The organism is Streptomyces sp. NPDC053427 (genome assembly GCF_044544985.1).
In the GTDB taxonomy this organism is placed as follows: Bacteria; Actinomycetota; Actinomycetes; order Streptomycetales; family Streptomycetaceae; genus Streptomyces.
This window is the reverse complement of record NZ_JBITYA010000012.1, coordinates 241,646-266,936: the sequence shown is the minus strand read 5'-3', so window position 1 is coordinate 266,936 and position 25,291 is coordinate 241,646. Positions and strand designations below refer to the sequence as shown.

Annotated in this window: 24 protein-coding genes and 1 riboswitch; of the genes, 9 read left to right on the top strand and 15 right to left on the bottom strand. The window is 70.3% G+C overall.

All coding sequences use genetic code 11. The features are described 5' to 3' along the window. Positions 1-81: 81 nt before the first annotated feature. Both ACIGWZ_RS31205 and ACIGWZ_RS31200 read right to left on the bottom strand, forming a co-directional pair. The gene (locus ACIGWZ_RS31205) at positions 82-1,329 is read right to left on the bottom strand and encodes a PotD/PotF family extracellular solute-binding protein (RefSeq protein ID WP_400070052.1); all 1,248 of its coding nucleotides are present in this window, start codon (positions 1,327-1,329) and stop codon (positions 82-84) included. A gap of 101 nt (positions 1,330-1,430) precedes the next feature. Continuing rightward, positions 1,431-2,948, bottom strand: a complete 1,518-nt coding sequence (locus tag ACIGWZ_RS31200) for a gamma-aminobutyraldehyde dehydrogenase (protein WP_400070051.1) — start codon at positions 2,946-2,948, stop codon at positions 1,431-1,433. A gap of 201 nt (positions 2,949-3,149) precedes the next feature. Here ACIGWZ_RS31200 and ACIGWZ_RS31195 point away from each other — a divergent pair, with 201 nt between their 5' ends. Then, positions 3,150-3,785, top strand: coding sequence for an NADAR family protein (locus ACIGWZ_RS31195; RefSeq protein ID WP_400070050.1), 636 nt, complete (start codon positions 3,150-3,152; stop codon positions 3,783-3,785). 38 nt (positions 3,786-3,823) lie between these two features. Here the strand turns inward: ACIGWZ_RS31195 and ACIGWZ_RS31190 are convergent, their stop codons facing one another. Continuing rightward, entirely contained in the window at positions 3,824-4,297 is a 474-nt protein-coding gene (locus ACIGWZ_RS31190) for a DUF4190 domain-containing protein (RefSeq protein ID WP_400070049.1), read from the bottom strand. A gap of 123 nt (positions 4,298-4,420) precedes the next feature. Between ACIGWZ_RS31190 and ACIGWZ_RS31185 the strand changes: the two genes are divergently transcribed. Continuing rightward, positions 4,421-5,464: an adenosine deaminase gene (locus ACIGWZ_RS31185; protein WP_400070048.1), complete on the top strand. Its 1,044-nt coding sequence runs from the start codon at positions 4,421-4,423 to the stop codon at positions 5,462-5,464. Between the two features lie 150 nt (positions 5,465-5,614). On the opposite strand, the gene ACIGWZ_RS31180 is transcribed toward ACIGWZ_RS31185, so the two are convergent. The 4 genes from ACIGWZ_RS31180 to ACIGWZ_RS31165 form a co-directional block, all read right to left on the bottom strand. Further along, positions 5,615-6,097: a hypothetical protein gene (locus ACIGWZ_RS31180; protein ID WP_400070047.1), complete on the bottom strand. Its 483-nt coding sequence runs from the start codon at positions 6,095-6,097 to the stop codon at positions 5,615-5,617. A gap of 171 nt (positions 6,098-6,268) precedes the next feature. Then, on the bottom strand, positions 6,269-6,487 hold the full coding sequence (locus ACIGWZ_RS31175) for a hypothetical protein (protein ID WP_400070046.1): 219 nt from the start codon (positions 6,485-6,487) through the stop codon (positions 6,269-6,271). A 103-nt stretch (positions 6,488-6,590) separates the two neighbouring features. Continuing rightward, entirely contained in the window at positions 6,591-7,772 is a 1,182-nt protein-coding gene (locus ACIGWZ_RS31170; RefSeq protein ID WP_400070045.1) for a PotD/PotF family extracellular solute-binding protein, read from the bottom strand. Between the two features lie 153 nt (positions 7,773-7,925). Then, positions 7,926-9,380, bottom strand: coding sequence for a gamma-aminobutyraldehyde dehydrogenase (locus tag ACIGWZ_RS31165; RefSeq protein WP_400070044.1), 1,455 nt, complete (start codon positions 9,378-9,380; stop codon positions 7,926-7,928). A 177-nt stretch (positions 9,381-9,557) separates the two neighbouring features. Between ACIGWZ_RS31165 and ACIGWZ_RS31160 the strand changes: the two genes are divergently transcribed. From ACIGWZ_RS31160 to ACIGWZ_RS31145, 4 genes are all read left to right on the top strand, one after another. Further along, complete coding sequence (locus ACIGWZ_RS31160) at positions 9,558-10,031, top strand: Lrp/AsnC family transcriptional regulator (protein WP_069571649.1); 474 nt, start codon at positions 9,558-9,560, stop codon at positions 10,029-10,031. A gap of 2 nt (positions 10,032-10,033) precedes the next feature. Further along, positions 10,034-11,395, top strand: coding sequence for an aspartate aminotransferase family protein (locus ACIGWZ_RS31155; protein ID WP_400070043.1), 1,362 nt, complete (start codon positions 10,034-10,036; stop codon positions 11,393-11,395). A gap of 216 nt (positions 11,396-11,611) precedes the next feature. After that, on the top strand, positions 11,612-12,352 hold the full coding sequence (locus ACIGWZ_RS31150; RefSeq protein ID WP_400070042.1) for an ABC transporter ATP-binding protein: 741 nt from the start codon (positions 11,612-11,614) through the stop codon (positions 12,350-12,352). Continuing rightward, the gene (locus tag ACIGWZ_RS31145; RefSeq protein WP_400070041.1) at positions 12,334-13,509 is read left to right on the top strand and encodes a hypothetical protein; all 1,176 of its coding nucleotides are present in this window, start codon (positions 12,334-12,336) and stop codon (positions 13,507-13,509) included. Before ACIGWZ_RS31150 ends, ACIGWZ_RS31145 begins: the two co-directional genes overlap by 19 nt. Before the next feature lie 69 nt (positions 13,510-13,578). Here ACIGWZ_RS31145 and ACIGWZ_RS31140 read toward each other — a convergent pair whose 3' ends face one another. Then, positions 13,579-13,968 (bottom strand): RidA family protein, encoded by a 390-nt coding sequence (locus tag ACIGWZ_RS31140; RefSeq protein ID WP_400070040.1) that lies wholly within the window; start codon positions 13,966-13,968, stop codon positions 13,579-13,581. A gap of 160 nt (positions 13,969-14,128) precedes the next feature. Between ACIGWZ_RS31140 and ACIGWZ_RS31135 the strand changes: the two genes are divergently transcribed. The 3 genes from ACIGWZ_RS31135 (at position 14,129) to ACIGWZ_RS31125 (ending at position 16,852) form a co-directional block, all read left to right on the top strand. Then, a complete protein-coding gene (locus ACIGWZ_RS31135; RefSeq protein ID WP_400070039.1) occupies positions 14,129-14,536 on the top strand; it encodes a MarR family winged helix-turn-helix transcriptional regulator in 408 nt (135 codons plus the stop codon). Between the two features lies 1 nt (position 14,537). Further along, complete coding sequence (locus ACIGWZ_RS31130) at positions 14,538-15,704, top strand: LOG family protein (protein ID WP_400070038.1); 1,167 nt, start codon at positions 14,538-14,540, stop codon at positions 15,702-15,704. A 167-nt stretch (positions 15,705-15,871) separates the two neighbouring features. Continuing rightward, positions 15,872-16,852: a hypothetical protein gene (locus ACIGWZ_RS31125; RefSeq protein ID WP_400070037.1), complete on the top strand. Its 981-nt coding sequence runs from the start codon at positions 15,872-15,874 to the stop codon at positions 16,850-16,852. A 246-nt stretch (positions 16,853-17,098) separates the two neighbouring features. Here ACIGWZ_RS31125 and ACIGWZ_RS31120 read toward each other — a convergent pair whose 3' ends face one another. From ACIGWZ_RS31120 to pyrH, 7 genes are all read right to left on the bottom strand, one after another. Beyond that, positions 17,099-18,187, bottom strand: coding sequence for an ABC transporter ATP-binding protein (locus ACIGWZ_RS31120; protein ID WP_400070036.1), 1,089 nt, complete (start codon positions 18,185-18,187; stop codon positions 17,099-17,101). Beyond that, positions 18,188-19,951: an ABC transporter permease gene (locus ACIGWZ_RS31115; protein WP_400070124.1), complete on the bottom strand. Its 1,764-nt coding sequence runs from the start codon at positions 19,949-19,951 to the stop codon at positions 18,188-18,190. It abuts the gene before it with no gap. After that, complete coding sequence (locus tag ACIGWZ_RS31110; RefSeq protein WP_400070123.1) at positions 19,927-20,955, bottom strand: thiamine ABC transporter substrate binding subunit; 1,029 nt, start codon at positions 20,953-20,955, stop codon at positions 19,927-19,929. The genes ACIGWZ_RS31115 and ACIGWZ_RS31110 overlap by 25 nt, the downstream gene beginning before the upstream one ends. Before the next feature lie 155 nt (positions 20,956-21,110). Beyond that, a riboswitch (TPP riboswitch) is annotated at positions 21,111-21,231 on the bottom strand. Positions 21,232-21,264: 33 nt separating this feature from the next. Then, a complete protein-coding gene (gene rlmN, locus ACIGWZ_RS31105; protein ID WP_400070035.1) occupies positions 21,265-22,371 on the bottom strand; it encodes a 23S rRNA (adenine(2503)-C(2))-methyltransferase RlmN in 1,107 nt (368 codons plus the stop codon). 197 nt (positions 22,372-22,568) lie between these two features. After that, entirely contained in the window at positions 22,569-23,717 is a 1,149-nt protein-coding gene (locus ACIGWZ_RS31100; protein WP_400070034.1) for a phosphatidate cytidylyltransferase, read from the bottom strand. After that, positions 23,717-24,274 (bottom strand): ribosome recycling factor, encoded by a 558-nt coding sequence (gene frr, locus ACIGWZ_RS31095; RefSeq protein ID WP_400070033.1) that lies wholly within the window; start codon positions 24,272-24,274, stop codon positions 23,717-23,719. Before frr ends, ACIGWZ_RS31100 begins: the two co-directional genes overlap by 1 nt. A gap of 174 nt (positions 24,275-24,448) precedes the next feature. After that, positions 24,449-25,219, bottom strand: a complete 771-nt coding sequence (gene pyrH / locus ACIGWZ_RS31090; protein WP_362709438.1) for a UMP kinase — start codon at positions 25,217-25,219, stop codon at positions 24,449-24,451. Between the last annotated feature and the right edge of the window lie 72 nt (positions 25,220-25,291).

Below are 25,291 nucleotides of genomic sequence, written 5' to 3'. Positions count from 1 at the left end.
TGGGTCGTCCCGTGGGTCGGAGGTCGAAGCGGCTCGTACGGGCCTGGCGGGGGCGTGGGGGCGCGCCGGCGGCGATCGGGGTCAGGCGCCGGTGAGGTCGGAGAACTTCTGGCTGAACGCCTTGTTCTCCTTGGCGCTGAGGGCCCGGAAGGAGTGGGACCGGGCGGCCATCTCCTTGTCCGGCAGGATCAGCGGGTTGTCGGCCGCCTTCTTGTCGATCTTGGCGAGTTCGTCGCGTACGCCGTCGACGGGGCAGGCGTAGTTGATGTACGCCGCGAGCCGGGCGGCCGCCTCGGGCTCGTAGAAGTAGTCGATGAGCCGTTCGGCGTTCTTCTTGTGGCGGGCCTTGTTGGGCACCATCAGGTTGTCGGTGGACGTCATGTAGCCGGACGTGGGGATCGCATAGGCGATGTCCGGGTTGTCGCTCTGGAGCTGGACGATGTCGCCGGCCCAGGCGACGCAGGCGGCGAGGTCGCCCTTGTCCAGGTCGTTGGTGTAGTCGTTGCCGGTGAAGCGGCGGATCTGTTTGCTGTCGACGCCCTTCTGGAGGCGGGCGATCGCCGCGTCGAAGTCGTCACCGGTGACGTCCTCGGGCCGTTTGCCCATGTCGAGCAGGGTCAGGCCGATGGTGTCGCGCATCTCGGAGAGGAATCCGACGCGTCCCTTGAGGGCGGGGTCCTCCAGCAGCTGGCTGACGGAGTCGACCTTCTTGCCGCCGGTGGCCTTCTTGTTGTAGGCGATGACCGCCGGGATGCCCTGCCAGACGTAGGAGTGCGCGCGGCCCGGGTCCCAGGCGGGGTCGCGGTACTGCGCCGAGAGGTTGGCGTAGGCGTGCGGCAGATTGGCCGGGTCCAGGGCCTGTATCCAGCCCAGGGAGATCATCCGCGCGCACATCCAGTCGGTGAGCACGATCAGGTCGCGGCCGGTGTCCTGGCCGTTGGCCAGCTGCGCCTGGACCTTGCCGAAGAACTCGTCGTTGTCGTTGATGTCCTCGGTGTACTTGACGGCGATGCCGGTTCGCTTGGTGAAGGCCTCCAGCGTCGGCCGGTGTTTGCCGTCGTCGCTGATGTCCATGTACTCGGTCCAGTTGGAGAAGGTGAGGCGCTTCTCCGCCGCGGAGTGGTCATCGGAACGGACGGCGTCCGTCCGGCCGGCGGGCGGGATGCCGCAGGCGGACAGGGCGCCCAGGCCACCCGTCACGGCCGCCATGGCGGCGCTCGCGCGCAGCAGCGAGCGGCGGGTCATGGCGAGTCGGCCGTTGGTCGCACTGCGGCGCATGGCGGCCAGTTCGGCCGCGGAGAGGGGTTCGGGCTGCTCGTGGTGCTCCATGCGCGGTGCCCTTTCAGGGGTGTGCCCGGCGCTCGGCCGGTGGTGACGGTGCCGCGGAGGGTGGGTGCCCGCCCATGCGGCGGGGCACCCGGGGACGGGACCTAGGCGCGGTCCCCGAAGACCGTGCGGTGCCAGTCCTTCCTGGCCACTGCGGTGTTGTCGTACATGACGTGCTTGACCTGCGTGTACTCCTCGAAGGAGTAGGCCGACATGTCCTTGCCGTAGCCGGACGCCTTGGCGCCGCCGTGCGGCATCTCGCTGATGATCGGGATGTGGTCGTTGACCCAGACGCAGCCGGCCTTGATCTCGCGGGTGGCGCGGCCGGTGCGGTAGACGTCCCGGCTCCAGGCGGAGGCCGCCAGCCCGTAGGGGGTGTCGTTGGCCAGCGCGATGCCCTCGTCGTCGCTGTCGAAGGGCAGCACGACCAACACCGGGCCGAAGATCTCGGACTGCACGATCTCGCTGTCCTGCGCGGCACCGGCGATCAGCGTGGGGCGGTAGTAGGCGCCCTTGGCCAGCTCGCCGCCGGGGGCCTCGCCACCGGTGACGACGGTGGCGTAGCCGCGCGCCCGGTCGACGAAGGCGGCCACCCGGTCGCGCTGGGTGTGCGAGATCAGCGGGCCGAGGTCGGTGGACGGGTCGAAGGGGTCGCCCAGCCGTACGGTGGCCATCAGGTCGGCGACGCCGCTGACGAACGCGTCGTAGAGCGGGCGCTGGACGTAGGCGCGGGTGGCCGCGGTGCAGTCCTGCCCGGTGTTGATCAGCGAGCCGGCCACCGCTCCGTGGACGGCGGCCTCCAGGTCCGCGTCGTCGAAGACCACGAACGGGGCCTTGCCGCCCAGCTCGAGGTGGAGGCGCTTGACCGTCCCGGTGGCGATCTCGGCGACGCGCTTGCCGACGCCGGTCGAGCCGGTGAAGGAGGTCATGGCGACGGCGGGATGGCCCACCAGGTGCTCGCCGGCGTCCCGACCCGCGCCGGAGACGATGTTGATCACGCCGTCGGGGAGTCCGGCCCGCTGCGCGGCCTGCGCGAACAGCAGCGAGGTGAGCGGGGTGATCTCGGCGGGCTTGAGGACGATGGTGTTGCCCGCGGCGACGGCCGGCAGCACCTTCCAGGCGGCCATCTGGAGCGGATAGTTCCAGGGCGCGATCGAGCCGACGACCCCGATGGGTTCCCGGCGGATGACGGAGGTGTGATCGGCGCTGTATTCACCGGCCGCCTTGCCCTCCAGATGGCGGGCGGCACCCGCGAAGAACGCGGCGTTGTCGATGGAACCCGGCACATCGAACTCATTGCTGAGCTTGATCGGCTTTCCACAGTTCAGCGATTCGGCGAAGGCGAGATCACCCGCGTCCTCGGCGAGCGCGGCGGCGAAGCGGTGCAGCGCGTCGGAACGCTCGCCCGGGGTGGCGCCGCCCCACTCGGGGAACGCCCGCGCGGCGGCCTCGACGGCGGCGTCCACATCCGCCGTACCTGCGAGTTCGTAGGAGTACACCTGCTCCCCGGTAGCCGGGTCCACCACCGCCTGAGTGCGGCCCGAGGTGCCGCTGCGGAGACTCCCCGCGATGAATTGCGCGCCCTCGGCGAATCGCTCGGTGACATCGAAACGGTGATCCATGGTGCTCTCCTCCGCCGGGCTCCGGGGCCGCTCAGCGGCACAGCCAGGCGTAGCTATTTCCGGAATCGATGGCCGATCTTGACAGAGGAAAAGGCCACCAACAAGTGATTCCGTTGTTGCCTTTTGGTTACGCGACGAATTCTGCGATTTTCGTTGCCGAACCCCCGACACGTTGTCAGTGCCCGCTGACAGAATCCCGGCATGATGCACAACACGACGGGGACCGACACGCGGCGCGCGGCACATCGCGACGCGGACGGCCCGCGCTCGGTCGAAGAACTCCGCGCGGTGACGGCCGCCGGGAAGCGCCTCAAATACGTCCATTTCTGGGGCCACCGGCCGCAGCGCGACGGAGGCATCGGCGCGAGCTGCTTCAGCCAGTGGTGGCCCTCTCCCTTCACCGTCGACGGCGTCACCTACGCCACCGCGGAGCACTGGATGATGGCCGGCAAGGCCCGCCTGTTCGACGACCCGGAGGCGGAGCGGCAGGCGATATCCGCGGGCCATCCCAAACAGGCCAAGGACGCCGGCCGCAAGGTCCGCGGTTTCGACGACGCCGTCTGGGTGCAGCGCCGCTTCGATCTGGTCATCGAGGGCAATCTGCATAAATTCGGTCAGGACGCGGCGCTGCGCGCGTTCCTGCTCGGTACGCACTCCCGGGTGCTGGTCGAGGCCAGCCCGCTGGACCGGATCTGGGGCATCGGCCTGGCCGCCGACGACGAGCGCGCCGAGAAGCCGGCGCAGTGGCGGGGGCTGAATCTGCTGGGGTTCGCGCTGATGGAGGTGCGCCAGAGGCTGGCCGAGGGGGCGGGGGCGACCGGGAGCGAGAAAGGCTGAGGTGGGGACGCGCCCCGGGGAGGAGCCGCTCGTCCGGTTCAGCGCCCGGCCGCGATGAAGGTGATCATCGCGCCGCTGATCAGCAGCGCGAGACCGCCGAGGACGATCCCGGCCACGGCCGTACCGCCATTGGTGGCCGTGCCCCGGCGCTGCCGGGCCCGGCCGACGGCGCCGAAGGCGATCGCCAGGACGCCGAGGAGGATGCCGGGGACGATGCTGACGCCGAGCAGCGCACCGACGATGCCGACGACGAGGGCGGCGGTGCCGAACCCGTTGCCGGGCCGGGCGGGCAGCCAGGCGGGGTGCGCGAGGGGGCCGCGGGGGGCGAGGGATGCCGGATGGCGGGGACGGCCCGGGTGGCCGGGGTATCCCCCATGGCTCGCGGGGCCGCTGTAGGCGGGGTGGGTGAGGTAGTGGGGGCGGTTGGCGGAATTGGGTGCGGGCGGGGGCGCCGGGACGGCGTACGGGCCCCGCGCGGCATGCCGGTCCCGCGGCCGCCGCCCGTCACCCATCGCGCTCTCCTGCCCGTCACTTCCCCGCCATATTAGGCCCCGCACCGGGCCGCCGGTCCGGCCGCGCATAGCATGACCAGGCCGTTCCGCACCCCCGCCGCACCACCCGACCAGGAGGATCCGTTGTCCGATCTCGATGCATTCATTGCGGGCCTGCCCAAGGCGGAGCTGCACGTTCACCACGTCGGATCGGCCTCGCCGCGGATCGTCTCCGAACTGGCCGCCCGGCACCCGGACTCCGCCGTCCCCACCGACCCCGAGGCGCTCGCCGACTACTTCACCTTCCGCGACTTCGCGCACTTCATCCAGGTCTACCTCTCCGTCGTGGACCTGATCCGCGACGCCGAGGACGTCCGGCTACTGACGTACGAGGTCGCCCGCGACATGGCGCGGCAGCAGATCCGTTACGCGGAGCTGACCGTCACGCCCTTCAGCTCGACCAGCCGCGGCATTCCCGACGCCGCCTTCGTCGAGGCGATCGAGGACGCCCGCAAGGCGGCGGAGTCGGAGCTGGGCGTGGTGCTGCGCTGGTGCTTCGACATCCCCGGCGAGGCCGGCCTGCAGGCCGCGGAGGAGACCGCCCGGATCGCCTGCGACCTGCAGCCCGAGGGCCTGGTCTCCTTCGGGCTCGGCGGCCCCGAGATCGGCGTCCCCCGCCCGCAGTTCAAGCCGTACTTCGACCGCGCCCTCGCGGCCGGCCTGCACTCCGTGCCGCACGCCGGCGAGACCACGGGCCCCGGCACCATCTGGGACGCGCTCAACGACCTCCGCGCCGAGCGCATCGGCCATGGCACCAGCGCCACGCAGGACCCCGCGCTGCTGGCCCATCTCGCCGAGCACCGCATCCCGTTGGAGGTCTGCCCGACCTCCAACATCGCCACCCGCGCGGTCCGGACGCTGGACGAGCACCCGCTCAAGGAGATGGTCGACGCGGGCGTCGTGGTCACCATCAACAGCGACGACCCGCCGATGTTCGGCACCGACCTCAACTCCGAATACGGCGTCGCCGCCCGCCTGTTGGGCCTGGACGCCCCCGGCCTCGCCGGCCTCGCCAAGAACGCCGTCACCGCCTCCTTCATGGACGACGCCGCCAAGGCCCGGCTGACGACGGAGATCGACGCGTACGCGCAGTCGTGGCGCGGCCAGGGCGCGTCGGAAGCGCCCTGAGGCCTGTCCGGCCCTGACCCATCGGGCAGGCCCCGGGGACACCGACGCACCGCGGAACGGTATGCGGCGGGCGGTCGGCAACGGCCGGCCGCCGCCCGGTCGGCCCCTGCCGGTGGCCCGGGACCCGCTACCCGCACGGGCGGCGGCCGCTCACTCCACCCGCCACGGCGCCCCGAGCCCACCGGGAAAGCCCGCGACGAACTCCCGCACCGCCCATCGCGCGGCCGCGCCGTCGACCAGCTCCGCCGCGGGGAAGTACGCGCCCTGGCCACCGCACACCAGCCACATCGGCTCCTCCGGCGGGCCGTTCGGCTCACCGTCCAGGCACCGCGCGCCGAGCTCCTTCGGGCGCAGCGGCCGCCCCGGCCCGTCGCCGGCGCCCGCGCCCGGCTGCGGCGTCCGGCACAGCTGAAGCAGCGTGCCGTCCTCGCATTCCCCGGTCACCAGGAAGACCCCGGGCCCACCGCTGATGGTCAGCGCGCCGCCGCCGTCCTCCCACCGCTCGACCGAAAGCTCCGTGCAGACCTCGCCGTCGAGTTCGGCCAGCGCCGCCTCCAGCCGCGCACCGTCCGGCTCCCGCAGCACCCGCGACCGGCAGATCCCCGCCTCCCAGCGGCTGACCGTGGCCCTCATCAATCACCCGCCATGCGACTCATGTGCGGAGCATACGATCGCCGGGGCGGGCCTCTGGCCAGGGGGCACGACCCCCGGCCGGCATGAAGGGGCTCCTTGCCGCACCGTCCGGCGAAAGCCGCTCGGCCCCGTCCGGGAACTCCCGGTCGTCGAAGGCCTCCATGAACTGCCCTATGAAGTCCGGCACTTGCGGAACCGCTGGGGCAGCACCGGCACGCTCTCCCGGAGCCGGCGCGGCCCGAACGCCACGTCCTCCGCGTCGTGCAGCGCCCGGGCGGCGAACGGATTGAGCGTGACGGCCGGCGATATCGCGTACGCCGCCGGAACGGAGGGCGCCGAGGGAACGGAGGAATCGGACGAGGCGGCCGGAAGGACGGGCGGACGCTTCACGAGCTGCATCGTGAACGGCAAGCCCGGCACGGCAGTTGACGCATGATCACGCCGTGGCGCGCGCCCCGCGACCTCCCGGCCGCCCCTCCTCCCCCTCAGCCCCTCACAGCCCCACGATCGCGTTCCACTCCTTGGCGAAGGCGACCCGCTCCTTGGCGGTGATGTCGCGGGCGATGGCCAGCCGCTTGCGCATCGCGTCGTCGGGGAAGATCAGCGGGTCCTCGGCGAGCGCGGCGCGTTCCTTGTCCTTGGAGGAGGCGAGGACGTCGCGCGCGGCGGGGACGGGGCAGACGTAGTTGACCCAGGTGGCGAGGTCGGCGGCGACCTCCGGCCGGTAGTAGTAGTCGATCAGCCGCTCGGCATTGCGCTTGTGGTCCGCGAGGTTGGGGATCATCAGGCTCTCCGCCCACAGCTCGGCGCCCTCCTGCGGCACCACGAACTCGATGTCCGGGTTGTCCGCCTGGAGCTGGATCACATCGCCGGAGTAGGCCTGCGCGGCGAGCACATCGCCGGAGTCGAGGTCCTTGATGTAGTCGTTGCCGGTGAAGCGCCGGATGTGGCCCTTGCGGACGAGGCGGCGTATCTGGTCGGTCATGCGGTAGAAGTCGTCGGCCGTCCAGCGGGTGATGTCGACGCCATTGCCCTGCATGAGCAGGGCGAAGGCCTCGTCGAGCCCGGAGAGCAGGGTGACCCGTCCGCGCAGATCGGCCTTCCACAGGTCGGCGGTGTGCTTGATCTCCCGGCCGAGCTTCTTGCGGTTGTAGGCGATGCCGGTGATCCCGGACTGCCAGGGCACGGAGTGCTTGCGGCCCGGATCGAAGTGCGGGGTGCGCAGCAGGGGATCGAGGTTCTTGGCGACGTGCGGCTGGGCGGCGCGGTCCATCTCCTGGACCCAGCCCAGCCGGACGAACCGGGCGCACATCCAGTCGCTGATGACGATCAGGTCGCGGCCGGTGCTCTGGTGGTTCATCAGCGCGGGGCTGATCTTCCCGAAGAACTCGTCGTTGTCGTTGATCTCCTCGTTGTAGGTGACGGAGATCCCGGTGCGGCGCTGGAACGCGTCCAGGGTGGGCCGGCGCTGCTTGTCATGGTCATCGACATCGATGTACAGCGGCCAGTTGGCGAAGACGATCTTGTGGTCCCGTGCCGAGCGGTCGGAGCTCGCGCGGTCCGCCGCCTTGACGTACGCGGGCGGCACCCCGCATCCGGCGAGGGCGGCCAGGGCCCCCATCACACCGATTCCGCCCATACCTCGGAGCAGCGCACGCCGCGAATGATCAGCCATGGCGAGCACTCTCACGCGCCGCGGGCGGAGGCGGCAAGAGACAGAGCGTCCATTGCCGGGCCTCCGCCCGCGACAGTGTGCCGAGCGTTCCGTGCCGCTCGACGGTGGTGATCCCCGGGCCGCCGGGTCATGACGGCCGGTGGGTCTGCCGGATCAGCCGTCCAGCGAGGTCATCACGTGCTTGATACGGGTGTAGTCCTCGAAGCCGTAGGCCGAGAGGTCCTTGCCGTAGCCGGACTTCTTGAACCCGCCGTGCGGCATCTCGGCGACCAGCGGGATGTGGGTGTTGATCCACACACAGCCGAAGTCGAGGCTCTTGGACATCCGCATGGCGCGGGCGTGGTCCTTGGTCCACACGGAGGACGCGAGCGCGTACTCGACGCCGTTGGCCCACTCCAGCGCCTCCTTCTCCTCGGAGAAGGACTGGACGGTGATGACCGGGCCGAAGACCTCCTGCTGGACGATCTCGTCGTCCTGCTTGAGGCCGGAGACGACGGTCGGGGCGAAGAAGTAGCCCTTGTCGCCGACCTGCTCGCCGCCCGCCTCGATCTTGGCGTGTGCGGGCAGCCGCTCGATGAAGCCCTTGACCTGCTTGAGCTGGTTGGCGTTGTTCAGCGGGCCGAAGAGCACGTCCTCGTCGTCGACCGCACCGGTCTTGGTCTCCGACGCGGCCTTGGCCAGCGCGGCGACGAACTCGTCGTGGATGGAGTCCTGGACGAGCACGCGGGTCGCGGCCGTACAGTCCTGGCCGGCGTTGAAGTAACCGGCCACCGCGATGTCCTCGACGGCCTTGGCGATGTCGGTGTCCTCGAAGACCACGACCGGGGCCTTGCCGCCCAGCTCCAGGTGGACCCGCTTGAGGTCCTTGGAGGCGGACTCGGCGACCTGCATGCCCGCGCGCACCGAGCCGGTGATCGAGGCCATCGCCGGGACCTTGTGCTCGACCATCAGGCGGCCGGTCTCCCGGTCGCCGCAGATGACGTTGAAGACGCCGCGGGAGTGGCCCAGCTCGTCCAGCACGCTGCCGATGATGTCGGCGATCAGCACCGTCGAGGCCGGGGTGGTGTCGGACGGCTTGATGACGACGGTGTTGCCCGCGGCCAGCGCCGGGGCGAACTTCCACACGGCCATCATCATCGGGTAGTTCCACGGCGCGACCTGCGCGCAGACGCCGACCGGCTCACGCCGGATGATGGAGGTGAAGCCTTCCATGTACTCGCCGGCCGAGCGGCCCTCGAGCATCCGGGCGGCACCCGCGAAGAAGCGGATCTGGTCCACCATCGGCGGGATCTCCTCGGAGCGTACGAGGGCGATCGGCTTGCCGCAGTTCTCGGACTCGGCGGCGATCAGCTCCTCCGCCCGCTCCTCGAAACGGTCGGCGATCTTGAGCAGTACCTTCTGGCGCTCGGCCGGGATCAGGTCACGCCAGGCGGGGAATGCGGCCTCGGCGGCGGCCATGGCGGCGTCCACGTCGGCGGCGGCCGAGAGAGGGGCGGTGGCGTAGGCCTCACCCGTCGCCGGGTTGATCACGTCGGTGGTCCGGCCGTCGGCGGCGTCCCGGAACTCCCCGTCGATGTAGTTGCGCAGACGACGCAGTGCGGTGGTCACTGTGCGCCCCCTTCAGTCAGATGTCCGGTGGTTTGGGTCCACCCTAGCCATGTGAGCGACGTTTTCAACACACCCGCCACCCTTCAACAACGGAATCAGTGTAATTTGGATCGCGACACAACTGATTTCATCGATTTGGGGTTGCATGACTGACGAGGCTGGTGCACAGTGAGGGGCGTGGCCACTCGTGACAGAAACGGCACTCCGTCGATCGACTCCGTCTCCCTGGCGATCATCGAGCAGCTCCAGGAGGACGGGCGCCGTCCGTACGCCGCGATCGGCAAGGCCGTCGGCCTGTCCGAGGCGGCTGTGCGCCAACGCGTACAGAAACTGCTCGACCAAGGCGTGATGCAGATCGTCGCGGTCACCGACCCCCTCACCGTCGGTTTCCGTCGACAGGCAATGGTCGGCATCAATGTCGAGGGTGACCTCGATCCCGTGGCCGACGCCCTGACGACCATGGAAGAAGTCGAGTACGTCGTCATGACTGCAGGCTCCTTCGATCTCATCATCGAGATCGTCTGCGAGGACGACGACCACCTGCTGGAAATGATCAACAAGCGGATCCGCACGCTTCCCGGCGTCCGGACCACCGAGAGCTTCGTGTACCTCAAGCTCCGGAAGCAGACCTACACCTGGGGAACGAGATAGCAATGAGCCGCGACCTCTCCAAGACGGCATACGACCACCTGTGGATGCACTTCACCCGCATGTCGTCGTACGAGAATGCCCCCGTGCCCACGATCGTGCGCGGTGAAGGCACCAACATCTACGACGACAAGGGCAAGCGCTACATCGACGGCCTCGCCGGCCTCTTTGTGGTCAACGCCGGCCACGGCCGGGTCGAGCTCGCCGAGACCGCCTACAAGCAGGCGCAGGAGCTCGCCTTCTTCCCCGTGTGGTCCTACGCCCACCCCAAGGCCGTGGAGCTCGCCGAGCGCCTGGCCAACGAGGCCCCCGGCGACCTCAACAAGGTCTTCTTCACCACCGGTGGTGGCGAGGCCGTGGAGACCGCCTGGAAGCTGGCCAAGCAGTACTTCAAGCTCGTCGGCAAGCCGATGAAGCACAAGGTGATATCCCGCGCGGTGGCCTACCACGGCACCCCGCAGGGCGCCCTGTCGATCACCGGCCTGCCCGGCCTGAAGGCCCCCTTCGAACCGCTGGTCCCCGGCGCGCACAAGGTGCCGAACACCAACATCTACCGCGCCCCGATCCACGGCGACGACCCCGAGGCCTTCGGCCGCTGGGCCGCCGACCAGATCGAGCAGCAGATCCTCTTCGAGGGCCCCGAGACCGTCGCCGCGGTCTTCCTCGAGCCCGTACAGAACGCCGGTGGCTGCTTCCCGCCGCCGCCCGGCTACTTCCAGCGGGTCCGCGAGATCTGTGACCAGTACGACGTGCTGCTCGTCTCCGACGAGGTCATCTGCGCCTTCGGCCGCCTGGGCACCACCTTCGCCTGTGACAAGTTCGGCTACGTCCCGGACATGATCACCTGCGCCAAGGGCATGACCTCGGGTTACTCCCCGATCGGCGCCTGCATCATCTCCGACCGCCTGGCCGAGCCGTTCTACAAGGGCGACAACACCTTCCTGCACGGCTACACCTTCGGCGGCCACCCGGTCTCCGCGGCCGTCGGCGTCGCCAACCTCGACATCTTCGAGCGCGAGGGTCTCAACCAGCACGTCCTCGACAACGAGGGCAACTTCCTGAGCACCCTGCAGAAGCTGCACGACCTGCCGATCGTCGGCGACGTCCGCGGCAACGGCTTCTTCTACGGCATCGAGCTCGTCAAGGACAAGGCCACCAAGGAGTCCTTCAACGACGAGGAGACCGAGCGCGTCCTGTACGGCTTCCTCTCCAAGGCGCTGTACGACGCCGGCCTCTACTGCCGCGCCGACGACCGTGGCGACCCGGTCATCCAGCTCGCCCCGCCGCTGATCGCGGACCAGCCGGTCTTCGACGAGATCGAGCAGATCCTGCGCGGCGTCCTCACCGAGGCCTGGAGCAAGCTCTGATCATCGTGTCACCCCCTGATGCGATAGATCACAACTGAATATTCAACGGCTCAGATTCGCTCATTTTCAGCTATACGAGTGAATCTGAGCCGTTGTCCGTGCCGAGCGCCGAATACGGGGGGTCAGCAGTACTTACCGTGCCAGTGACCGATACCCTCCATGGTCGTTCACCCGGTTGGGGGAACGAACGGACGCGAACAAGCAAGAGGTGCGCAGATGGTGGCCCCGCCTGACAACGACGTGCTCTGGGCCCGTGGCCTGCACCACATGCACGGCAGCACCCCAGCTCTCACCGGCGTCTCCCTCGGTGTCCGCGAGGGCGAGATCCTCGCCGTCACCGGCCCGCGCGGCAGCGGCAAGACCACGCTCCTCCAATGCCTTTCCGGCCAACTTGCCCCGACCGAGGGCGAGATCTGGTTCAACAGCTCACCCGTCCACACCCTCTCCTCCCCCAGCCGGGAACGGCTGCGTCTGGACCGGTTCGGCTGGATCGACACCGAACCCCACCTCGTGCCCGAACTGACCGCCTGGGAGAACGCCGCCCTCCCGCTCCTGCTGCGCGGCACCGGCCACCGCTCGGCCAAGCACACCGCCATGGAGTGGCTCGACCGCCTCGACGTCGGCATGTGCGCCCGACGCCGCCCCGCCCGGCTCGACCAGTCGCAGCGCCAGCGCATCGCCATCGCCCGCGCCCTCGCCGCCGAACCCCAGATCCTGTTCGCCGACGAGCCGACCGCCCCGCTGCACAGCGGCGACGGCATCCAGGTCCTGCGCACCCTCACCACAGCGGCCCGCTCGCACCGGATCACCGTGGTCCTGGCGACCCACGCCCCCGAGGTCGCCACCCTCGCCGACCGGACCATCGCCCTCCTGGACGGCCGTCGTACGGGCGCCTCGGCCACCGCCGACGGTCCTTCCGACGCGGAAAGCAGGGCAGCGTGCTCGCTCTCCGTCTAGCCCGCGGCTCTCACCCCCTCGTCCTGCTGCGCCGCCTGTTCGTCGCAGCGGCAGCGTCCTGCACCGGCTTCCTCCTGCTGTCCACCCTCGGCCACGCCGCCGGCCATCCGGCCACGGCCGACGATTCGCTGGTCCGCCTGCTGTGGTGCGTTGCCCCCCTGGCGGCCACCGCGCAGCTCGCGGCGTCGGTGGCCCGCGCCGACCCCGCCGCCCGCCTGCACCGCGGCATGGCCGCCGCCGGCCTCGGCCCCCTTCGGCTCGCCCTGCTCGCCGCGGCCTCCACCACGCTGTCCTGCCTCCTCGGCGTCCTCCTCTCGCTGCTCGTCTTCCTCCGCCTGCGCGGCGACCTCGGCGGCTCCCCCGCTGCCGTCGACGCCGTGGGCCTCGACTCCGACCTCCTGGGCACGGGCCATCCGTTCCCGCTGGTCGGCGCGCTGATGCTGCTGTCGGCCGTCCCCCTGGCCGCCGCCGCCGCGACCGCCGTGGCCTTGCGCCCCCGCAGCGCAGACATCTCCTCCGGGACCGAGACCCCCGCCAAGGCGGCCAACCCCTCCGGCCTCCCCTGGGGCATGGCCCTTACCGCAGCGGGCCTGGCCATCGAGGCGTACGCGGGCCGCGGCACCGCCTCCTTTGCCGGGCAGCTGCCGTTCCCCGGCCAGCTGGTCGGCAGCCCGCCGGGCGTGCTGGGCGGCTGGGCGCTGTCCACCCTCGGCCTCGTCCTGGCCGGCCCCGGCCTGGTGCACCTGTGCGGCCGCCTCTTGTGCGGGGGGCGCCCCGGCGCGCTGCGCCTGCTCTCCGGCCGCGTGCTCCAGGAGGAATCACAGCGCCTGGGCCGCCCGCTCGGCGTCCTGTGTGCGGTCGCCTCGGGAACCTACGCCGCGGTAAGGGTGTACGAAGCCTCTCCCTCCCGTCCTTTCGGACCGCTCACCGCCATCGGTGCGGCCGTCGTCCTCGCCTGTGTCACCTCCAGCGCGCTCACCGCCGCACTGGAGTCCCGCTCGGCCCGCGCGCACACCACGGCCGCCCTGCGGCGCCTCGGCGCTCCCGGCTCCGCCCTGCGTCGCGCCGCCGCCCTGCGGGCCACGGCTCTTGTGCTCGTGCTGGGCCCTCTGACCTGGGCCATCGCGGAAATGGCCACGCTTCCTCTGATGCGATGAGGGTGCGGTGGGCCGGCCCACCGCGCCCTCTCCGGCGCCAGGGCGGCGCGCGGAGCGGGGACGCCGCCCTCAGCGGGCCAGAGCAGTGACTTCCACCTCTATGCGCCAGTCCGGCTGGGCCAGTGACGACACCTCCAGCAACGTGTCGGCCGGATAGGGCTCGGACAGGAACTCGCCCCGCAAGGCGATGACGTGCTCGAGGTCGGCCGCCATGTCCGTGACGAAGATGCCCACCTTCACCACGTCGGCGAATGAGGCACCCGCCTCGGCGAGAACCCGTGCGACGTTCGCGAACGCCTGCCGCCCCTGAGCGAGGAAGTCGTCCGAGACGGTCCGCCCGTGCTCATCGATTCCCGCCTGCCCCGACACATGGATCAGTCCGCCCGCCTTGATCGCCTGGGAGATCCTGTACGGCTCGTACCAGTCAGGTGTGGTGGCGATCCGCTCGATCTTCCGCACCCTCTGAGCCTCCGCTGCGCCGTTCATCGACATCACGCTCCCCCGCCGTTCCCTGGAAGTCCATGTACGCACATCTCTTGCATGCACATACATAAGTTTCAGATGCATGTACGCTGATGTCAAGAGCCCAGCGGGAAGAGGCGGAAGAAAGCGGAAGACGATGGACGCGGAGCACTGGGACCGGTTCGGCGCACTGCACACGCGCGTCGAGCAAGAGCTGGCCAAGGCCCTCCAGCAACACCACAGCATCGGACTCTCGGAGTACCGCGCGCTGGCCCGGCTCGCCGAGGCGGACGACGGCGAACTGCGCATGCAGGAGCTCGCCGATCTCATCGGCCTCAACCAGAGTTCCGTGAGCCGGCTGGCCTCCCGGCTCGAATCCTCCGGGCTCACCCGCCGGGACCTGTGCCCGAAAGACCGGCGCGGCGTCTACAGCGTGATCACCGACGAGGGGCGCAAGGTACGGAACAAGGCCCGTCCGACGTACGACAGCGCCCTGCGCGCCGCGTTCGACGCCGCGGCCGAGGACGGGCACCTCGGCCCGCTGGTGGAAGTACTGCGGCCCTAACATGGCGGGCGTGCAGCCGAATTCAGAGCCCTCAGCCTCCCGCCACGCCCACGCCCACGCCCACGCCGGCGACTACGAGATCGAGTCCCTGGCGGAGTTCGACCGGGTCGTCACCTCCGGCAGTCTCGCCGGACACCGGATCCAGTCGGTCGACCTGACGGACCGTACGTTCGCGCTGCTCAGCACGGACACCACCGAGTCGGTGTTCCTCGGCTGCACGATGGAGCCCGACGCCGCCGCCAAGGTGCGGGCCGGCGGCGCCCTGGTCTTCCCGCCCATACCCGGCCTGCCCTTCGATCCGTACCGCGGCAGTCTGTACGGACCGGACGAGCTCTTCGAGGGCCTTGCCGACGCCGGCTACGACGCCACCCCGGACGCCCGTACCTACCGGTGGTACCAGGCGACCAGGACGGACGGCGATGTCTTCGCCTCGATGCTGCGCAGCATCCACGACGACGCCGTCTCCGATGCCCTGGACGAACACCTCGCCGGCGCACGGGTGGTGGGCGTGATGGGCGGCCACGCCATGGAGCGCGGGTCCGCCGCCTATGCGGGTGCCGCCCGGCTCGGCCGCCGGCTCGCGCGCGACGGCCTGACCGTCGCCACGGGCGGCGGCCCCGGTGCGATGGAGGCCGCGAACCTCGGTGCGTACGCCGCTCCCTTCGAGGACACCATGCTCGACTCGGCGCTGGAGATCCTGGCCAAGGCCGCGCACTTCACCCCCTCCGTCACGGACTGGGCGCGGGCCGCCTTCGACGTCCGCCGGAGCTGGCCCGGCGGCAACACCTCTGTCGGCATCCCCACCTGGTTCTACGGGCACGAGCCGCCCAACGCCTTCGCCTCCCACATCGCGAAGTACTTCGTCAACGCGGTGCGCGAGGACGGGCTGCTGGCGCGCTCCAACGCCGGCGTGGTGTACCTTCCGGGCGCCGCCGGGACGGTGCAGGAGATCTTCGACAACGCGACCCCGAACTACTACGAGTCGCGGGGCGAGCCGACCCCGATGGTGCTGGTGAACCGCGAGCACTGGACCGAGAAGCTGCCCGCCTGGCCGCTGCTCCAGGCGCTCGCAGCCGACCGTGCCATGGATGCCCGGATTGCGCTGGTCGAGTCGGTGGACGAGGTTCCCGACGCGCTGGCCCGCCTCACGGCCGGGACGGGCTCCTGACCGGGCCGTCCACTGCCCCGGAGGGCCGGCCCGGAGCCCGTCACCCTGCTCCGCCGGCCGATCCCGAGATCTGATGGCCCACCCGAGGCAACTGCCGTCCCGAAATGTGCGTCTGCCACACCAGGTAATGAACAGGTAATGCAGGCAGTGCGCGAACGGAGCTCTTGGTGATCATCGGCCTTCTGACGGCCGTAGCGGCGTCGGCCTGCTACGGCACGGGTTCGGTCCTGCAGGCGGTGGGCTCGCGCAAATCCGCTCGCCGGGAGGCGGCAACCGCCTCCACCGCCGGTGTCACCCAGCACGGCGGTCCCAGCCTGTCCTCGACCGCGAAGGCCGCCGTGACCTGGGAGTTCATGGTCGGCACGGTGCTGGACTTCATAGGGTTCGGGCTCGGCGCGCTGGCCGCCCGGCTGCTGCCGCTGTTCCTTTCGCAGACGGTGATCAGCGCCAATCTCGTGATCACGGCCGTGCTGAGCATCAAGCTCCTCGGTATCCGGCTGACCCGCCCCGAGTGGGCCTCCATCGCGGTGGTCTGTTCGGCGCTGGTGCTGCTCGCCACGGCCGCCGGGCCGGAAGGCGGCGGCGACACACCGATGGCCGGCCACTGGTGGCTGCTGGCCGCGTCCCTCGCGGTCATCGGTGGCGGCACGCTGATCGTGCGCCTGCTGGGCGCACGGGCCGCGATCCTCGCCGGACTCCTCTCCGGCCTGGGCTTCGGCGCGCTCGGCATCGGCGTACGGGTCCTGAACGGTGTCGAACCCTTCAGCCTCTCCACCCTCCTCGCCGACCCCGCTCTGTACGCGATCCTCGTCGCGGGTATCGGCGGGATGTATCTGCACACCGTCGCCCTGCAGATCGGCTCGGTGAACGGCGCCACCGCGGCCCTGGTCGTGGGCGAGACCGTCGTGCCGGGCATCCTCGGGGTCCTGTGGCTCGGGGACTCCTCCCGGCCGGGCTTCGCATGGGTCGCGATCCTCGGTTTCGTGGTGGCTGTGGCCGGTGCCGTCGCGGTCGCCTGGTTCGGAGAGCCGGAGCCGGAGGGCGGGCCCGCGACTGCGAGCGATGCCCATTCGCCGGTGCCCGCGGAGGGCGCCGGGACCGCCGATCCGCCCCCTCACTCCCTGGCCGGCAAGCCCGTCAGCTCCTGATACGAACGGTCCCGCTCCCTGAGCGGGCGAGCAGCCGATCGGCCACCGCATACGGGCTGCCGCCGCCTCCAGGACGACGATGCCCAGCCCCTCGGCCTCGGGACCACGCCGCAGCGACCTCTCCCGAACTCCTGCATGCGGTACGGCTCGTGGCCAAGGGCGCTGCCCCGCCCGCGCCCGAGCCGGTCGGCCCGAGCCGGTCAGCGGCCGGAGCTCCACACGGCCCGGCAGCGATATTTCGCGCGGCTATCCCGCCGCAGCGTCCAGGACCACGACATCCTGCGCGGCAAAGGCAACACCCACACGGTCCCCGGTCTCCGGCGCGTTCTGCAGCGCGCAGGCCGCCTCCACCTGCGGTCCGGTGGTCGGCTGGAGCAGCAGCGCCACATGGGTTCCGCGGAACGTCCGGGCCGCGACCGTGCAGGGCAGGCCCTCCTGCGCGGAGGTCAGCCGCACGCCGGCGGGCCGTACGAGCAGGCGGCACGGCCCGTCCGCGATACCGTCCGGGACCGGCACCTTGCCCCATGGGGTGGCGGCGGCCTCGCCCTGCACCGTCGCCTCGACGACATTGTCGAAGCCGAGGAAGCGGGCGACGAATTCGGTGGCGGGGCGCTGCCAGACCTCCAGCGGGGTGCCGGTCTGGGCGATCCGGCCGTCCTGCATCACCACGACACGGTCGGCGAGCGCGAAGGCCTCGCCCTGGTCGTGCGTGACGGCGAGCACGGTCGTGCCCAATGTGCGGAAGAGCCGCCGGAGTTCGACGACCAGGCGTTCACGCAGTCCGCGGTCGAGCTGGCCGAGCGGCTCGTCCAGCATGAGCAGCCGGGGACTCGGGGCGAGTGCGCGGGCCAGGGCGACCCGCTGCTGCTCGCCGCCGGACAGCGAGGCGATGGCGCGCCGTTGCGCCCCCGGCAGCCCGACGAGGTCCAGCAGTTCGGTGACTTTACTTTCCTGGTCGCCGCGCGAGGCGCGCCGCATCCGCAGCCCGAAGGCGACATTTCCCGCGACATCGCGCTGAGGGAAGAGCTGGTGGTCCTGGAACATCAGCCCGACGCCACGCCGGTGCGTCGGCACCCCCGCCTGGTCCCGGCCGTCCAGCACCACATGCCCGGCATCGGCCTGCTGAAGTCCGGCCACGACCCGCAGCAGCGTGGATTTGCCACTGCCGCTCGGTCCCAGCACACACACGATTTCGTGTGCGGCGACGTCCAGGTCCACCGCGTCGAGCGCGGGGCGCGCTCCGGCCTCGGCGAAGCGGACGGTCACCCCGCCCAGCCGCAGCAGCCGCCGCGCCGCGGTCCCGGTCCCGGTCTCGATCTCGGTCTGTGCCGTCATCTAGAACTCCCCGGACTGATCGATAGGGGTACCCGCGGCCGAGCCTGTTCGAGGGTGCGGGCGGATGCGCTCCAGAGCCAGCAGGGCTCCGGCGCACACCACCATCAAGAGGGTCGACAGGGCCATCGCCTGCCCGTAGTTGGCTTCGCCGGCGCGCCCCAGCAGCCGTGCCACGGCCACCGGCAGGGTCGGGTGGTCCGGCCGCGCGATGAAGACCGTCGCGCCGAATTCCCCGAGGGATACGGCGAACGCGAAGCCGGCCGCGATCAGCAGCGCCCGTCGCACCATCGGCAGGTCCACCTCGCGCCACACCCGCCACGGCGAGGCGCCCAGCACGGCGGCCGCCTCCCGCAGCCGCCCGTCCACCGCCCGCAGGACCGGCAGCATCGTCCGGACCACGAACGGCACCCCTACCAGGGCCTGGGCCAGCGGCACCAGCCACCACGAGGAGCGCAGGTCCAGTGGCGGTGTGTCGAGCGTGATCAGAAAGCCGAAGCCGACGGTGACCGCCGACACCCCGAGCGGCAGCATCAAGAGGGCGTCGAATCCGCGCACGAGCCGGCCGGCACGGGGGTACCTCCCGCTCGCGCGAAGCCGGGAGTCGGGGAGGGTGAGGGCGGCCGCGGCCAGCCCGCCCACCACCAGAGCGATCGCCGTCGCCGCTGCTCCGTAGGTGAGGGAATTCCACAGGGCGTCGAGGGGTGCGACGACGAAGGTGCTGTCGGCGGACGCGGCCGAGCTCAGCGCGGCGTAGAAGGTCCCCCCGTAGCCGTCCGGACCGGCGAAGGACCGCTCCACCAGCACCAGCAGCGGCACGACGAGCAGGACGGCGATGACGGCCAGCGTCCCCCACAGCAGCGCCCACTGGCCGGCGCCGCGGGGCCGGCGAGCCGCCGTCGATGCGTCCACGAGCCGCAGGGTGGATTCCCGTCGGCGCACCGTCCAGGCGTGCAGCGCCAACAGCCCCACCACCGCGGCGAATTGGAGCAGCGTGAGGACGGCGGCCGTCGGCAGGTCCAGGAAGTCCGCCGTCTGCCGGTAGATCTCGACCTCCAGGGTCGAGAAGGTGGGCCCGCCCAGGATCTGGACGATTCCGAAGGAGGTGAAGGTGAACAGGAAGACCATCAGCGCCGCGGCGGCGACGGCCGGTCCGAGCGCGGGCAGCGTCACGCTCCGCCAGGCCGCGAACCGTCCGGCGCCCAGCACCCGCGCCGCCTCTTCCTGACGCGGATCGAGCTGTCCCCAGAGGCCGCCGACGGTCCGTACGACCACGGCGTAGTTGAAGAAGACGTGTGCCAGCAGAATCGCCCACACCGATGTGTCGAGGCGGACACCCCACAGGTCGTCCAGCAGCCCGCCCCGCCCGACCAGCGCCAGGAAGGCCGAGCCGACCACGACGGTCGGCAGCACGAACGGCACCATCACGACCGCCCGCAGCAGCTGTTTGCCGGGGAAGTCGAAACGCGCGAAGACATACGCGCCGGGCAGGGCGATCAGCAGCGTCAGCGCGGTCGAGGCCGCCGCCTGCCAGACGGTGAACCACAGCACATGCAGGACATCGGGATCGCCCAGCACCGCACCGATCCGGCCGAGCTGCCAGCGCCCGCCGTCCTTGAGGCCCCGCCCGACGATCGCCACGACCGGATACGCGAAGAACAGCGCGAAGAAGACGAGCGGCAGGGCCATCAGGCCGAGCCGCACCGCCGTTCCCCGTACGGGCCTCCGGCGCAGGCCGCGGGTCACTTCAGAACGAGCGAGGACCACTGCTTGATCCACTGTTCGCGGTTCTTGGTGATGGTCTCCGGGGCCAACGCCGCCGGCTTGTCGATCGTCGCGCCGTACTTGGTGAACAGCGCCGGCTCCTTGGCGTCCTCGAGGGCCGGGTTGACGAACATCTGCAGCGGCATGTCCTCCTGGAACTTCTTGCTCAGCAGGAAGTCCAGCAGCGCCTTACCGCCCTTCTCGTTCTTCGCGCCCTTGAGCAGACCGCCGAATTCGATCTGCCGGAAGCAGGTGCCGGTCGCGACACCGGTCGGCGCCTGCCGGGGCTCCGGCTTCTTGCCCAGGACCTCGGCGGGCGGGCTGGAGGCGTAGGAGACCACCAGCGGCTTGTCGCCCTTGCCCTTGCCGGCCGCGGAGCCCGAGAACCGCTCGGAGTACGCCTGTTCCCAGCCGTCGACGACCTCGACGCCGTTGGCCCTGAGCTTCTTCCAGTAGCCCTGCCAGCCGCTCTCGCCATACCTGGCGATGGTGCCGAGCTGGAAGGCGAGTCCCGGAGAGGACGTCGCGGAATTCTCCGTGACCAGCAGCCCCTTGTACGCGGGCTTGATCAGATCGTCGAAGGTCTTCGGCGGCGCGATCTTGTGCCGGGCGAAGTAGGCGCGGTCGTAATTGACGCAGATGTCACCGTAGTCGAGCGGCGTGACACGGTGCTTGCCCTTGTCGAGCTGCAGGTAGGCAGGCACCCCGTCCAGTCCCTTGGCCTTGTACGGGCTGAAGAGGTCTTCCTTCAGGCCGCGCGAGAGCAGGGTGTTGTCGATGCCGAAGAACACATCGCCCTGCGGATTGCCCTTGGACAGGACCGCCCGATTGACGGCCTGTCCGGCATCCCCGCCCGGGAGCACCTTGACCTTGTACCCGGTCTCCTTCTCGAAGGCGGCCAGCACCGACTTCGACGCGCGGAACGAGTCATGGCTGACGAGCGTGACGGTCTTGGCATCCGCACTGCCGCTGCCGCCCGAGCTGCCGCAGGCAGCGAGAGTGGTCATGCCGACCGCGGCGGCGAGCGCTGTCGCGGTGATCCTGCTGATGGTGCTCACTGATTTCCTCCTGGCTGGCCAGGAAGAGACGCGGCCCCGCCCGGTGTCCACGGCCTTCGACGTCGGGCGACGCAAGGCAAGCGGACGCGGGCAGGGCGCAACAGCATGAGTGACGACCGAACTTCCTACCCGGAATGACCCGGGCGAGGTTCAAGGGTCTGCGGGCACCGTAGGTCTACGACGCTTCCGCACTCTCAGCGCTGTGGCGCTCCCCTGTCGGATTGTGCATTTGTTCGATCACACGGTACCAGCGAGCGGTCAGCGTTCCGAGGCCGCGAGCTGCCCGCAGGCGCCGTCGATCTCCTGGCCGCGGGTGTCCCGGACGGTCACCGGCACGCCGTGCGCCTCGATGGCCCGCACGAACGCCAGCTCGTCCTCGGGCCGCGAGGCGGTCCACTTCGACCCCGGCGTCGGATTCAACGGGATGAGGTTCACATGGACCCGCTTGCCCTTGAGCAGCCGACCCAGCAGGTCACCACGCCACGCCTGGTCATTGATGTCGCGGATCAGGGCGTACTCGATGGAGATCCGGCGGCCGGACTTCTCGGCGTACTCCCACGCCGCGTCCAGCACCTCGCGCACCTTCCAGCGGGTGTTGACGGGGACGAGCGTGTCGCGCAGCTCGTCGTCCGGCGCGTGCAGCGAAACCGCGAGCCGGCATTTGAAGCCCTCGTCCGCGAACCGCAGCATCGCTGGGACGAGGCCGACGGTGGAGACGGTGATGCCGCGCTGGGACAGCCCCAGGCCGTCGGGCTCGGGGTCGGTCAGCCGCCGGATGGCGCCGACCACCCGCTTGTAATTGGCGAGCGGCTCGCCCATCCCCATGAAGACGATGTTGGACAGCCGTGCCTGGCCACCGGGGACCTCACCGTCGCGCAGGGCACGCATCCCGTCGACGATCTGGTGGACGATCTCGGCGGTGGAGAGGTTGCGGTCCAGCCCCGCCTGGCCGGTGGCGCAGAACGGGCAGTTCATACCGCAGCCGGCCTGCGAGGAGATGCACATGGTGACCCGGTCCGGGTAGCGCATCAGGACGGACTCGACGAGCGTGCCGTCGTGCAGCTTCCACAGGGTCTTGCGGGTGGTGTCGTCGTCGCACGAGATGTGCCGTACGACGTTCATGAGGTCCGGCAGCAGCTCCGACGCCAGCTTTTCGCGCGCCGCCGCCGGGATATCGGTCCACTGCGCCGGGTCGTGCGCGTAGCGGGCGAAGTAGTGCTGCGAAAGCTGCTTGGCGCGAAACGGCTTCTCGCCGATCGCGGCCACCGCTTCGCGGCGCTCGACGGGGCTGAGATCGGCAAGGTGGCGCGGGGGCTTCTTGGCTCCGCGCGGCGCGACGAAAGTGAGTTCTCCGGGTGCAGGCATGGTGCTTCCAGTGTCGCAGACGCGCGAAGAGGGGCCCGCCACGTAGTGCGGCAGGCCCCTCTGAGCGCCGGAACCCCCTCGTACGCAGCGGAAACGCGAGGGGAGCGGGTGGGGTTCGGGCGAGGATCGCAACGCCGGGGCCCGCGCCGCCCCGTGCGCGGAAGGCGCCCGGAGCGGCCGGGTGGGCGGAGGGCGGTTCAGCCGGAGCCGACGAAGACCACGAACAGCAGCCAGACGACCGGCGCGGTCGGCAGAAGGGAGTCGAGGCGGTCCATGATGCCGCCGTGGCCGGGCAGCAGGGTGCCCATGTCCTTGATGCCGAGATCCCGCTTGATCATGGATTCACCCAGGTCACCGAGGGTGGCGCTGGCCGCGACGGCGAGACCGAGCAGCAGGCCCTGCCACCAGGCGCCGTCCTTGATCAGGAACTCCATGCACAGCGCGCCGGCGACCATCGCGAAGAGCAGCGCGCCCAGCAGTCCTTCCCGGGTCTTTCCGGGGCTGATGCGCGGCGCGAGCTTGTGCGTGCCGAAGCGCCAGCCGACCGCGTACGCCCCGGTGTCGCTGACGACCGTCAGCAGCAGGAACGTCAGCACCCGCTGCGGCCCGTCGTCCTCGGCGGCGAGCATCAGGGCCACGAAGGTCGCCAGGAACGGTACGTAGAACGCCGCGAAGACACCGGCGGTGACGTCCCGCAGATAGTTCTCGGGCGCCTCGGTCATCCGCCAGACCAGGACGGCCAGCGCGGTGAACGCCATCGCCACCCAGGCACCTTCGGCACCCCGTACATACCCGGCGACCACCATGGCGGTGCCGCCGACCGCGAGCGGGACCAGCGGCACCCGGATGTCCTTGCGCTCCGACAGCCGCGAGGTCAGTTCCCACAGGCCCACCACGACGGCGATGGCGACGACGCCGACGAAGACGGGCTTGTAGACGAAGAGCGACGCGAGAATGACCGCGCCGAGGCCGACGCCGACCCCTATCGCGGCACGCAGATTACGGCCCGCGCTCTTCTTCTTCGGCTTCTCTGGGTGCCGCGAGCTGCCGGGCTCGGGGGAACCGGGGAAAGCAGTGGGCATGGGCTCCTGCGGCTCTTCGTCGCGGAAGAGGGGGCCACTCAGTCGAGCAGCCCCCCGGTCGTCCCGGTGGTCCCGGTAGTCGTCCTGGTGTCCGCCTGGCTCGGGCACGATGGGCATGGGCCGAGTCTGCGCCGCGTCGCCCCCGTCGTACACGGGACCCGCCGAGGCGGGGGGCGCCGCCCCGCGGAGCGCGGGGACCGTTCCCTGGTCGGGTGGCCCCCAGTGAGCGGCGCCGGGCGGGGTCCCCCAGGATGACTCGTTCATCAGACCTCGAGGAGCTCGGATTCCTTGTGCTTGAGCAGCTCGTCCACCTGCGCGACGTACTTCGCGGTGGTGTCGTCGAGCTCCTTCTCGGCGCGGCGCACCTCGTCCTCGCCGGACTCCTTGTCCTTGACGAGCTTGTCGAGGGTCTCCTTGGCCTTGCGGCGCACGCTGCGGATCGAGATCTTCGCGTCCTCGCCCTTGTTCTTGGCGACCTTGATGTACTCCTTGCGGCGCTCCTCGGTCAGCTCCGGGAACGTCACTCGGATGATATTGCCGTCGTTGCTCGGGTTGACGCCGAGGTCGGAGTCGCGGATCGCCTGCTCGATGTTGCGCAGCGCGCTCTTGTCGAACGGGGTCACCACGGCCATCCGCGGCTCGGGCACCGAGAACGACGCCAGCTGGTTGATCGGCGTCATGGCGCCGTAGTAGTCCGCCACGATCTTGTTGAACATCGCCGGGTGCGCACGCCCGGTGCGGATCGCGGCGAAGTCCTCCTTGGCGACCACGACGGCCTTCTCCATCTTCTCCTCGGCCTCGAGGAGGATCTCTTCGATCACCACTTGCTCCTGGTCTTATCGGTAAGAAGCAGAGCCTCGCCCCTGCCGCGCGTCTTCTCCTGCACGGTGTCCGACCGGCAGGCTGTTGTCCATCCCCGTACCGAGGTCTTCCCACGGCCGGGAGTTGCCGCCCCTACGGGTGAAGCCCGTACGGAGTCTCGGCAGTTGGGGCCGTCAGGCCCGGGTGCCCTGATCGCTGACGAGCGTGCCGATCTTCTCACCCTTCACCGCGCGCGCGATATTGCCCTCGGCGAGCAGTTCGAAGACGAGGATCGGGAGCTTGTTGTCGCGGCAGAGGGTGATGGCGGTGGCATCGGCGACCTTCAGCTCGCGGGTGATGACCTCGCCGTATTCGAGCGCATCGAACTTGACCGCGTCGGGGTTCTTCTTGGGGTCGGAGTCGTAGACGCCATCCACGCCGTTCTTGCCCATCAGCATGGCCTCGGCGTCGATCTCCAGGGCGCGCTGGGCGGCGGTGGTGTCGGTGGAGAAGTACGGCATGCCCATGCCGGCGCCGAAGATGACGACCCGGCCCTTCTCGAGGTGGCGCACCGCGCGCAGCGGGATGTACGGCTCCGCGACCTGGCCCATGGTGATGGCGGTCTGGACGCGCGAGTCGATGCCCTCCTTCTCCAGGAAGTCCTGGAGGGCCAGGCAGTTCATGACCGTACCGAGCATGCCCATGTAGTCGGAGCGGGCCCGGTCCATACCGCGCTGCTGGAGTTCGGCGCCGCGGAAGAAGTTGCCGCCGCCGATCACGATGGCGATCTCGTAGCCGTCGCGTACCACAGCGGCGATCTCGCGGGCCATGGCGTGCACGACATCGGGATCGACGCCCAGTCCGCCACCACCGGCGAACGCCTCACCCGACAGCTTCAGCAAAAACCTTCGCCTGCCGCCGTGGTCGGCCTTGTCCGTGTCCGCGCCGTCGGCACCGTGATTCATTGAGCTCTCCTCGTGCACATACGAAGAAGGCCATTGCCGTGGGTCTGGTCGAGATCCCTGTCCGGCAATGGC

Bases quoted from the DNA above. Each gene is read 5' to 3' on its own strand.
- ACIGWZ_RS31110 (WP_400070123.1), bottom strand. From the start codon at position 20,955: ATGACCACTCTCGCTGCCTGCGGCAGCTCGGGCGGCAGCGGCAGTGCG.
- ACIGWZ_RS31100 (WP_400070034.1), bottom strand. From the start codon at position 23,717: ATGAACGAGTCATCCTGGGGGACCCCGCCCGGCGCCGCTCACTGGGGG.
- ACIGWZ_RS31205 (WP_400070052.1), bottom strand. From the start codon at position 1,329: ATGGAGCACCACGAGCAGCCCGAACCCCTCTCCGCGGCCGAACTGGCC.
- ACIGWZ_RS31195 (WP_400070050.1), top strand. From the start codon at position 3,150: ATGATGCACAACACGACGGGGACCGACACGCGGCGCGCGGCACATCGC.
- ACIGWZ_RS31135 (WP_400070039.1), top strand. From the start codon at position 14,129: ATGGACGCGGAGCACTGGGACCGGTTCGGCGCACTGCACACGCGCGTC.
- ACIGWZ_RS31150 (WP_400070042.1), top strand. From the start codon at position 11,612: ATGGTGGCCCCGCCTGACAACGACGTGCTCTGGGCCCGTGGCCTGCAC.
- ACIGWZ_RS31120 (WP_400070036.1), bottom strand. From the start codon at position 18,187: ATGACGGCACAGACCGAGATCGAGACCGGGACCGGGACCGCGGCGCGG.
- rlmN (WP_400070035.1), bottom strand. From the start codon at position 22,371: ATGCCTGCACCCGGAGAACTCACTTTCGTCGCGCCGCGCGGAGCCAAG.
- ACIGWZ_RS31155 (WP_400070043.1), top strand. From the start codon at position 10,034: ATGAGCCGCGACCTCTCCAAGACGGCATACGACCACCTGTGGATGCAC.
- ACIGWZ_RS31180 (WP_400070047.1), bottom strand. From the start codon at position 6,097: ATGAGGGCCACGGTCAGCCGCTGGGAGGCGGGGATCTGCCGGTCGCGG.
- ACIGWZ_RS31190 (WP_400070049.1), bottom strand. From the start codon at position 4,297: ATGGGTGACGGGCGGCGGCCGCGGGACCGGCATGCCGCGCGGGGCCCG.
- pyrH (WP_362709438.1), bottom strand. From the start codon at position 25,219: ATGAATCACGGTGCCGACGGCGCGGACACGGACAAGGCCGACCACGGC.
- ACIGWZ_RS31170 (WP_400070045.1), bottom strand. From the start codon at position 7,772: ATGGCTGATCATTCGCGGCGTGCGCTGCTCCGAGGTATGGGCGGAATC.
- ACIGWZ_RS31130 (WP_400070038.1), top strand. From the start codon at position 14,538: ATGGCGGGCGTGCAGCCGAATTCAGAGCCCTCAGCCTCCCGCCACGCC.
- ACIGWZ_RS31200 (WP_400070051.1), bottom strand. From the start codon at position 2,948: ATGGATCACCGTTTCGATGTCACCGAGCGATTCGCCGAGGGCGCGCAA.